Annotated in this window: 10 protein-coding genes and 1 pseudogene; 5 read left to right on the top strand and 6 right to left on the bottom strand. The window is 44.8% G+C overall.

Features of this window, described 5'->3' with window-relative positions; all coding sequences use genetic code 11:
* Window positions 1–74: 74 nt before the first annotated feature.
* Window positions 75–237 (bottom strand): annotated as a pseudogene (locus RIM23_RS10155) (IS607 family transposase); the annotation flags it as partial.
* A 198-nt stretch (window positions 238–435) separates the two neighbouring features.
* Window positions 436–897, bottom strand: coding sequence for an SRPBCC family protein (locus RIM23_RS10150; protein ID WP_446366703.1), 462 nt, complete (start codon window positions 895–897; stop codon window positions 436–438).
* Window positions 898–1,105: 208 nt separating this feature from the next.
* Between RIM23_RS10150 and RIM23_RS10145 the strand changes: the two genes are divergently transcribed.
* The 3 genes from RIM23_RS10145 (at window position 1,106) to msrA (ending at window position 2,624) form a co-directional block, all read left to right on the top strand.
* Window positions 1,106–1,666, top strand: coding sequence for a Uma2 family endonuclease (locus tag RIM23_RS10145; RefSeq protein ID WP_446366701.1), 561 nt, complete (start codon window positions 1,106–1,108; stop codon window positions 1,664–1,666).
* A 212-nt stretch (window positions 1,667–1,878) separates the two neighbouring features.
* Window positions 1,879–2,139, top strand: coding sequence for a hypothetical protein (locus RIM23_RS10140; protein WP_446366699.1), 261 nt, complete (start codon window positions 1,879–1,881; stop codon window positions 2,137–2,139).
* Window positions 2,140–2,171: 32 nt separating this feature from the next.
* Window positions 2,172–2,624, top strand: coding sequence for a peptide-methionine (S)-S-oxide reductase MsrA (gene msrA, locus RIM23_RS10135; RefSeq protein WP_446366697.1), 453 nt, complete (start codon window positions 2,172–2,174; stop codon window positions 2,622–2,624).
* Window positions 2,625–2,790: 166 nt separating this feature from the next.
* Here msrA and RIM23_RS10130 read toward each other — a convergent pair whose 3' ends face one another.
* Window positions 2,791–4,434 (bottom strand): Ppx/GppA phosphatase family protein, encoded by a 1,644-nt coding sequence (locus tag RIM23_RS10130; RefSeq protein WP_446366695.1) that lies wholly within the window; start codon window positions 4,432–4,434, stop codon window positions 2,791–2,793.
* Between the two features lie 120 nt (window positions 4,435–4,554).
* Between RIM23_RS10130 and RIM23_RS10125 the strand changes: the two genes are divergently transcribed.
* On the top strand, window positions 4,555–5,439 hold the full coding sequence (locus RIM23_RS10125; RefSeq protein WP_446366693.1) for a 4-hydroxybenzoate solanesyltransferase: 885 nt from the start codon (window positions 4,555–4,557) through the stop codon (window positions 5,437–5,439).
* 75 nt (window positions 5,440–5,514) lie between these two features.
* Window positions 5,515–6,633 carry an NAD(P)/FAD-dependent oxidoreductase gene (locus tag RIM23_RS10120; protein WP_446366691.1) on the top strand — a complete coding sequence of 373 codons (1,119 nt, stop codon included), beginning with the start codon at window positions 5,515–5,517 and terminating at the stop codon, window positions 6,631–6,633.
* Between the two features lie 102 nt (window positions 6,634–6,735).
* Here RIM23_RS10120 and RIM23_RS10115 read toward each other — a convergent pair whose 3' ends face one another.
* The 3 genes from RIM23_RS10115 to RIM23_RS10105 all read right to left on the bottom strand — a co-directional run bounded on the left by RIM23_RS10115 (window position 6,736) and on the right by RIM23_RS10105 (window position 9,018).
* Window positions 6,736–7,563: an FkbM family methyltransferase gene (locus tag RIM23_RS10115; RefSeq protein WP_446366689.1), complete on the bottom strand. Its 828-nt coding sequence runs from the start codon at window positions 7,561–7,563 to the stop codon at window positions 6,736–6,738.
* A gap of 12 nt (window positions 7,564–7,575) precedes the next feature.
* Window positions 7,576–8,235 (bottom strand): FkbM family methyltransferase, encoded by a 660-nt coding sequence (locus RIM23_RS10110; protein WP_446366687.1) that lies wholly within the window; start codon window positions 8,233–8,235, stop codon window positions 7,576–7,578.
* Window positions 8,236–8,748: 513 nt separating this feature from the next.
* Window positions 8,749–9,018, bottom strand: coding sequence for a hypothetical protein (locus tag RIM23_RS10105; protein WP_446366685.1), 270 nt, complete (start codon window positions 9,016–9,018; stop codon window positions 8,749–8,751).
* Window positions 9,019–9,094 lie beyond the last annotated feature (76 nt).

Here is a 9,094-nt window from a genome sequence, read left to right as displayed (position 1 = left end):
GGTGAAACCGATGGGGTTAAGTTCATCGGCGGGGGTTGGCAAGCCTTTGCAATAAGTTATCGTCTTCATAGCTATTCGTTACCCGATTTCTTACCAATTAAGTCAACAATATCGATAAGACGATGACCACCAGCGATACTATAAGATTGTATTTTACCATTGAGTGAGCATCGGTGCAAAGTGCAAGACCATCACACAAAGTCGAGTAGCTGCTTCTTGGGGGGGTAAACTAGACATTGCCTGATTATATCACCTAAAATGTCCAGTTATGTCACTAATTGTCTAGATATTTACGGACTGTTAGTTAACCCCTTCCCCACTATACACAACCGATGCTACCGGAGTTGATATTATCCCTCATTTTCACGCTAGCACGTTCACATTAAATTTGCGATCGCCACGCCTCTCCACTCCCCTGCTTCCAGATGTAGCAGGCTACGTCTGCTCCCCAATTCTGCTGCACTCGGTTTGCGTTACCTGATGGCGATAGCTGAATAGTTTTTCGAGTTGCGCGTCTACCCACCAACCCAGTAGCATCTCGACTAGCCATCCTCCCAGTAATCCATACTCAATTGTATCGGTTAAGCGGGTTTTGCCTGATTCTTGAGTAAATTGGTGGCGATGAACCCAATACGCCATCGGTCCTTCGTGCTGTTTATCGGTAAAGATGCGATCGCGATCGCATTCTATATGAACCGCTACCCATCGCACCGGAATTGGGCCAAAAAACAGGCGAAATTCTGAAATCGCACCCACATCTAAGCCGCCTTCTCGACGTACAACCTGAACAGGTTGCCAAGGCGGAGTGAGTCGTTCTAAGATATCTGGACGCTCGTGAAAGTTCCAGACAACTTCGACAGGTGCGTCAATGAGCGTGGACTTGCGATAGTGCATCATAGAATCATTATCCCTCATCAGTCTGGCTGATTCCCACCAAGCTGAACTTGCCACGATCTAGGGTATCGTGATTTCAGATACATAAATTTTGTTTAAGTTCAGTATCAAATTACACAATAAATCAACGCGATCGCAAAAAGCGTTGACTATAGAGAAATGGGGGAGTTAACTCAAAACTCAAAACTTCTCAAATTACCAATAACTAGCAATGCAACAGTTAGAAAAGAAACTTACACTTGAAGATTTTTTGGCAATGCCAGAGTCAGATGTAACCCATGAATTAGTCGAGGGCGAGGCGATACCAAAGATGTCACCAAAACGATTTCATTCAGCTTTGCAGAAGACATTGTTATTTATTATTGATAAGTGGTGTCAGGGGAAAGGTGAAGTTTACCCAGAATGGGCGATCGCGTTAAAACGTAGGGGTGAAGACTGGGTTCCGGTGCCAGATTTGACCTATATTTCTTATCAGCGACTACCGACAGACGTGATGGAAGATGAACCTTGTCCTGTTCCGCCAGAATTGGCAATTGAAATTATTTCACAGGGACAGACATTTGGGACTTTGGCGGAGAAAGCCACCGACTATCTGGAAGCGGGAGTATTGCGAGTTTGGGTTGTAGATCCCCAGGCAAGAAGTATCACTGTTTTCTATCCTGATGCGCCACCGCGAACCTATACGAAAGATAGGGTGATCACTGATTCGTTGTTTGAGGGATTGGAATTGACGCCGCAGCAGGTATTTGGCGAAGCCAAGTTACCTGAGTGAAAATGGTTAAGGGAATGCTGTTTCTAAGTTTAGGGTCAAGGTACATAATATATCTACGCGATCGCGAATATCTCTTTATCTGTTCTCCATACAGCAAAAACTTGTTTACCGAAATGGAATCTGTATAGAAAGACCAGGTTGGGTAAACCTCACCCCCCAACTCCAGGAGTCACGCTAGGATGTTTACATAAGTTAACAATTCTGGCGCAACCATGATTAATCTCATCGAATCCACCAAAGACTACTGGAGAAAGCTTGACGACTTAGAAGCCGCCTACAAGCGAGGCGATGTCTCCGTTGAGGAAGTCGATGTGAGAGTGGCTCAACTCATAGATGAACTCGGTCATGAACGTAGAGTCACCTTACGCTATATAAGGCAAAGTGTGCAAAGGCTTTGGCAAGAGCAACGAGAAACCTTGCTTGGCTTCGCTTTTCTGGCAATTTTGACTTATGCTTGGTTTATCTTCAACTAGGCTCTACCAAGTTGTAGAAAGAATAGGTGAATATGGAAAAAGCTACATTTGGAGCAGGCTGTTTCTGGGGAGTCGAGGCGGCATTTCGCCGATTAAACGGCGTTACCTCTACATCCGTTGGCTATATGGGAGGACATTTTCCCAACCCATCCTATTTGGATGTTTGTGCCAGAATTACCGGACATGCAGAAGTTGTGCAAGTGGAGTATGACCCGTCTCAGATTTCCTACAATGACTTGCTGAATGTCTTTTGGTCAATTCATGACCCTACCCAATATAATCGTCAAGGACCCGATCGCGGCGAGCAATACCGCTCGGTTATATTTTTCCACAATCCTGATCAAGAACAAGCCGCCAGAGAATCAAAGCGCAAGCTTCAGATGTCTGGTAAGTATGAACAGGATATTATGACCGAAATTAAACCTGCTTCTGATTACTATTTAGCTGAAGATTATCATCAGCAGTATTACGAGAAAAAAAGATGACATTGAGTTGATTGTCATTTGTAATTTATTAAAGAATCTGATTGGTGCGTTACGCTTCACTCTCCTATGCTTTTGAATAAAGGCGGGTTTCGTTGCTCAGCTATCAGTACCAAATTCTCCTAAGATGCTCACACCCGCCCCTAGGGAATTTTTTCTTCTTGTAGCGTTAACTCGCCGGGTTTTCTAGCTGTATGACTAATTTAACGTCGTACTCCTCTTCAAACGCGACTTTTTTATCCTCTAAACTCCAGATTTCTAAGGCGCAGGTATCATTATGCTCTACAGGAACTAGACGCAAACGCAGTTCCTTTTCTTCGGGTAAATAGTGGCATCTAATTTGGGAAATTGCCCCAATCTGTCGGCGATCAAGAGCAACAGCTAACCGTAATAAAGGACTCAGTTCTTTTACTAAATGCCGATAGTATTTGTTGGGTAAATTGCTGTAATTTTCGTGCTTTTTCTTAGGTGAACTCTTGCGATGGTAGCGAGCCAGGTTAGCGATAACTTCAATTTCAATATCAGTAAAGCCGAGTAATTCCCCGTGGCGAATCAGGTAATAGGAATGCTTATGGTGTGACGAATGACTGACATATAAGCCACAATTGTGCAAAATTGCCGCCGCCCACAACAATTCTCGTGCTTCAGTTCCCCAATTGTGCAGGTGTCCTTTGGTTTGATTAAATAAATTGAGGGCAAAGTTAGCTACCCGTTCACTAGAGGCTAAGTTAACGTGATATTTTTGCGCCACCTTAATTACATTGCGTTTGCGAACTTCGCCTTGATACCGTAATCGGTCTTCAATTAAGCCTTGGGAAAGCATCCAGTCTACGATTACGCCCTCTCGCAAGGCGCGTTCCCCGACGGTGATAGATTCGATATCTAATAGCGTCATGGCTTCTAATAAAATAATCGCACCAGCAACGATAATTTCGGCTCGTTTCTCAGCAAGTCCGGGAAGTTTTTCCCGTTCAGCGCATGGGAGTGAGGCGAGTTGTTTGACGATATCTTTCAGGTCGTTGCGGTAGAATTCATAACCATTCAGGGGAGTAGGTATTATCCCTAAGGTTTCTTTGGCGTGAAGGGCGGCTAGGGTTTCAATCGTACCTGAGGTTCCTACTAAACGGGGCTTTTCTCCCGGTTCTATATTCGCTAAGATATCTTCAACGGCACGTTCGAGGCGTCCCCGAATATAGGCTTGTAAGTATTGAAACTCGCGATCGCTAATCGGATCGGTGGTAATAAATTCACGGCTCAAGCGTACTGCGCCGACTTTGGTGCTGGTGAGAGAACGGGGAGCGTGACTATCACCTAAGATTAATTCTGTTGAACCGCCACCAATATCAATGATGATATGAGGCTGGTTGTTGAATTCCATTCCCGACAAGACACCCAGATAAATCCGCCGCGCTTCTTCTTGACCGGAAATAAGGTTGACAAATAGCCCTAATTGTGAGTCAATTTCTTGTAAAAAGGTGCGTCCATTGGGGGCTTCCCGTACCGCACTCGTAGCCACAGCAACCAACTGTTCCACCTGGAAACTTTTAGCTAACTCTTGAGAGCGTTGCAACGCCGCGATCGCACGTTTCATGGCTTGGGGGGTTAAATTCCCCGTATGCGGATCACGTTCCCCCAGTCGCACGGTATCTTTTTCTTTGGCGATAATCGTAAACGAAGGAAGCCTGGGATCAATTTGGACGATGACCATGTGAATCGAATTCGTGCCGATATCAATGGCAGCCATTATGCGATCGTTGTCTGTGTTTGGAGTGGAAACTCCTGCCGAATTCCCTTTGGCAGCTAAATCGATCATGCTTGTATCTGGGATTACAACTCTAGCCGTGATGCTATTGACAACAATACCGTTAAACCAGCTCAAATCGACAGTACCAGACTGTTGCGTTATTGTGAACTATAAAAGACCTGATCATCAATGCTGACCCAACAACACCCAAACTCAGTACCAACCTGGCTGGCGATCGCGCGGCTTTTGCGCTGGGATAAGCCAGCCGGACGCTTAATTTTGATGGTTCCAGCGCTGTGGGCAGTTTTCTTAGCCGCCCAAGGTACACCCCCGATTCCCTTAGTCGGTGTGATTATATTGGGAACCTTAGCCACCAGTGCAGCCGGTTGCGTAATCAACGATTTGTGGGATCGAGATATTGATCCGCAAGTCGAACGAACAAAAGAACGTCCCTTAGCCTCTCGCGCCCTGTCGGTTCAAGTGGGCGTAGTTGTGGCGTTAGTAACGATGAGTTGTGCAGGTATCCTTGCCCTTTATCTCAATCCCTTCACATTTTGGCTGTGCGTCGCCGCCGTTCCCGTGATTGTATTTTATCCGTCAGCCAAGCGAGTTTTTCCGATTCCCCAGTTGGTATTATCCATCGCCTGGGGGTTTGCTGTTTTAATCAGTTGGAGTGCCGTTACTGGGAATTTAGCACCCGCCACTTGGTTTTTGTGGGCAGCAACGGTAGCTTGGACATTAGGGTTTGACACCGTTTATGCGATGTCAGACCGTGAAGATGACCAGAAACTTGGGGTAAATTCTAGCGCCTTGTTTTTTGGAGACTACGCCCCGGAAGCAGTTGGTCTATTTTTTGCCGCCACGGTGGGATTTTTGGCAAGATTGGGATTTGTCATGCAGCTACACTGGGGCTTTTGGATGGCTTTAGGTGTGGCAATTATCGGGTGGATTTGGCACTATAGGCGACTGCGCCAACCTGATATTCCCAAACCCGTTTATGGAGAAATTTTCCGCCAAAATGTCTGGATTGGTTTTGTGTTACTTGTCGGGATGATTGTGGGTTTGGTTTTTTAGCTTATTCGGCGAAAAGTCCCAGCACAACCACCTGTACCCAGGTGAGTATACTGTTTTATAGCCGGAGTTGCCTGAATGAGTCATGTTGCCATCATTGGCTGTGGGATTGTTGGTGCTGCGATCGCATACGAACTAAGTAGCGTTTCGGGGCTACAGGTGACTGTGCTGGATCGACAACCCCCCGCCCAAGGATCAACCGGGGCAGCATTGGGTGTTTTGATGGGTGTGATTAGTCAAAAGGTTAAGGGGAGAACATGGCAGTTGCGCCAAGCCAGTATGCAGCGCTATGAAACCCTGATTCCAGAATTAGAAATATTGACTGGGCATCACATTCCCTTTAACCGTCAAGGCATCTTGATGCTGAGGTTTGAGAACGGCAATTTAGACTCTTGGCAGAATTTAGTCAAAATTCGCCAATCTCAAGGATGGCAATTGGAAATTTGGAGTGCGGCTCAAGTTCAATCCCACTGTCCTCAGCTTAATCCTGAGAAGATTATCGGTGCGATTTATTCTCCCGATGACAGACAAGTCGAACCCACAGCCCTCACCCATGCCTTAATCGCCGCCGCCCAACAGAAGGGGGCGATGTTTAAGTTTGGCGTTGGTGTTGAAGGGGTGGAATCGATGCCTGTCAATGGTTCCAATCGGCGGTATGCAGCGCAAATTCACACACACAGGGAAACCTTGACAGTGGATTGGCTGGTGATTGCGGCGGGATTAGGTTCGGCACAATTGGTCAATTTTCTCCTATCCCCACCGGAGCAATCGTCTGCAATTACGCTGAAACCCGTTCTCGGTCAAGCGTTACAATTACGCCTAGGGGATACAATCGGTAATCCGGATTTCCAGCCTGTGATTACAGGGGATGATGTGCATATTGTGCCAATTGGTGGCGGTGATTATTGGGTGGGTGCAACGGTGGAGTTTCCTCATCGCGGCGAAGTGGTTGCAGAACCTGGGTTACTTGAACAAGTGAAACAAGATGCGATCGCCTTTTGTCCCGCTTTAGCTCAAGCTACAGTGGTTCGCACTTGGTTGGGTAAACGTCCTCGTCCAGAAGGACAGCCAGCTCCGGTTATTGGTAAACTATCGGGTTATGATAATGTTTTACTGGCAACGGGTCACTATCGCAACGGTGTTCTCCTCGCCCCGGCTACCGCCCAAGAGATTCAAAGGATCATCTGTGCAACTTAAAACCTAAAGCTCAATATCTCCGATTTCTTGGTTAAAAGCCTGATTGCCTGAATGAATTTGATTCTGAAGTCGGGGATCTACCGGACGGGCGAGGCATCAATTTCAAGTCAGCGTTCTGGAAAAAATTGTGGTCAACAACCGCTGTGCCACTCCCCCATAATAAGGGGAACAGATTTGGGTAATTTTTTCTTCGGGATAATTCCAGTTGTGAAAACTAATAATGTTTCCATAAATTGAATGAGTCGGAATGATTTCATTGATGTCTAAAGTAGAGGATTGTAAGTCAAAAATAGTTTCTTTTGTTGAATAAGCATAATCAACCATCACACTCAAACCATAACCACATTGTTTCAAAACACTTAAACATTCTAATGTGGCATTAATAAATGTAGGTGACCATCCTCCTTTTCCATTTTTTTTACTGGTGCCACCGCCATATTCAAACATGACCACTCGTGGGAGTAGAAAGGGTGACAACTCATGAAACTGTTTAATAATCTTAGATTCCCATCCTTCAATATCAAGTTTAAGACAAGTAACTTTTTCAGCATTGATACTGGATAGTAAATTAGATAGAGTTACAGACTTAACTTGTTTTATCTTTTTGGAAGAACCAAACCAATCGGCTGATAAAGAATTAAAATTATGATTAAATAAACCGATAAATTTACCCATATATAAGGTTTGATCGCCATTGATATCTGAAAGACAACCTTTAATTAAGTCAATGTTATAACGTTGGCATAGATTCTGTAATTTTTTGACAGGTAGTGGTTCAACCGCAACTGTCTTAAATCCCAGTCTAGAAAACCGTTCACAATAAAAAGCAAAGGTTCCCACTCCTACGTCAATACAAATACCCTCTCTTGTGGGATCAATAAGGGGTAACACTTGTTCTAACAAGTCTTGGCAGCAAGCTTCAACGTGCATAATTATTTCCGGCTAATTGTTTTTGATAAAAACAGCGTTAAAATAGCGTACATGACCATCTTTCCCTTGAACTTGATCTAGATTCCCAGCATAAAAATATCCTAGTTGATCGAGCATCAAAAAAATATCTTTGAAATCAGCTTGTTCTTGATAAAGTATATCTAACGAAATTTCGACAATACAAGCTCTAGCCTGTTTAAAGGTTTCAATACCCCCTCGGATCACCCTGTCTTCATAGCCTTGTACATCCAACTTAATAAGTATATCAGGGGTAGGAGGTGTTGGCAGTGACGAAATTTCCTGATCTAAGGTTGACTGTTGCACGAGAATCGTTTGTTGCTTTTTTAGCATTGGGTAAATGCGTTCACAGAGTTGAGTAGTCTGTAGGATAGAAGACGATTGATTAAAATATAAATGATTATTGATTTCAATAGTTTTCATAGAATCTCCTAATGCCATATTGAAAACTTTGACGTTCTTTTTTCGTTGTTTTCCCCATTGTTCTAGTTTTTTGAATGGGTCAGGTAAAGGTTCAAATGAATAAATATGAGCGTCGGGAAAAATACGGCACATTTTCCGAGAGAATTGACCGTCATTTGCTCCCACGTCGATAATTGAGTGGATGGGTAGTTTGGATAAGCCAAGCAGTTTAGGATTCCATTCTTTAACCAAAAGATGCCCAACTAGGTTAAAAAAATGATTACTAATTTTATAACCGACTTTGTTCCAGTTTTGTTTAAGAGTTATTGGCATCTATTTAGACATACAATAAAACAAAATGAATGAGTTTATAACCCGAAGCAATATCTGGCTTCCCCGTGCAAAAAAAGCTCTCGCATCCTCTGGCTTCCCCCGTGCAAAAAAAGCTCTCGCATCCTCTGGTCTCCCCTGTGCAACAAGAGCTCTCGCATCCTCTGGTCTCCCCCATTAAACAAAAAGCGCAGCATCTGCTGGTCTCCCCCGTGCAAAAAAAGCTCTCGCATCCTCTGGTCTCCCCCGTGCAAAAAAAGCTCTCGCATCCCCTGGTCTCCCCCTTTTTAAGGGGGACGGAAGGGGGATCTATAAGGGGGACGGGAGGGGGATCTATAAGGGGGACGGAAGGGGGATCTATAAGGGGGACGGGAGGGGGACAAAAGGGGGAATTCATGCACCAATAATACCACACAGGTATGTTCAGTCTCGTCATCATCCATTTCTTTGCCATAGAAAAATGATGCCTGGTAATATTTGGATAAATCTGGCGTTGTCTAGGTTTTGATCATCCTGCATAAGTTCCAACCCATTTGCAACGGCTATACCCTGTAAGCAGGCGATGATTGAATCGGTTTGGTTAGCCCTGACAGGTAAAGAGATGATTAGATTGGGCGCGATCGCAACATTGGTTGTGAGGGGAATCCCTCTTCTCCTATGCTTGAGGGGAACAGGGTTTGCCGCCGTCTCTTGGTTTGTGAGCATGGCGTACCCTGATTTTAGCTTGTTACCTTGGAAAGTAGAAGGGTGATTACCACTACCATAAGCTTCTCGGCAGGAA

The organism is Coleofasciculus sp. G3-WIS-01, from assembly GCF_040223135.1.
Lineage (GTDB): Bacteria > Cyanobacteriota > Cyanobacteriia > Cyanobacteriales > Coleofasciculaceae > Coleofasciculus.
Note: the sequence above shows the minus strand (reverse complement) of the source record. Positions and strands in the feature narration are given on the sequence as shown.

Bases quoted from the DNA above. Each gene is read 5' to 3' on its own strand.
- msrA (WP_446366697.1), top strand. From the start codon at position 2,172: ATGGAAAAAGCTACATTTGGAGCAGGCTGTTTCTGGGGAGTCGAGGCG.
- RIM23_RS10140 (WP_446366699.1), top strand. From the start codon at position 1,879: ATGATTAATCTCATCGAATCCACCAAAGACTACTGGAGAAAGCTTGAC.
- RIM23_RS10130 (WP_446366695.1), bottom strand. From the start codon at position 4,434: ATGATCGATTTAGCTGCCAAAGGGAATTCGGCAGGAGTTTCCACTCCA.
- RIM23_RS10105 (WP_446366685.1), bottom strand. From the start codon at position 9,018: ATGCTCACAAACCAAGAGACGGCGGCAAACCCTGTTCCCCTCAAGCAT.
- RIM23_RS10150 (WP_446366703.1), bottom strand. From the start codon at position 897: ATGATGCACTATCGCAAGTCCACGCTCATTGACGCACCTGTCGAAGTT.
- RIM23_RS10125 (WP_446366693.1), top strand. From the start codon at position 4,555: ATGCTGACCCAACAACACCCAAACTCAGTACCAACCTGGCTGGCGATC.
- RIM23_RS10120 (WP_446366691.1), top strand. From the start codon at position 5,515: ATGAGTCATGTTGCCATCATTGGCTGTGGGATTGTTGGTGCTGCGATC.
- RIM23_RS10145 (WP_446366701.1), top strand. From the start codon at position 1,106: ATGCAACAGTTAGAAAAGAAACTTACACTTGAAGATTTTTTGGCAATG.
- RIM23_RS10115 (WP_446366689.1), bottom strand. From the start codon at position 7,563: ATGCACGTTGAAGCTTGCTGCCAAGACTTGTTAGAACAAGTGTTACCC.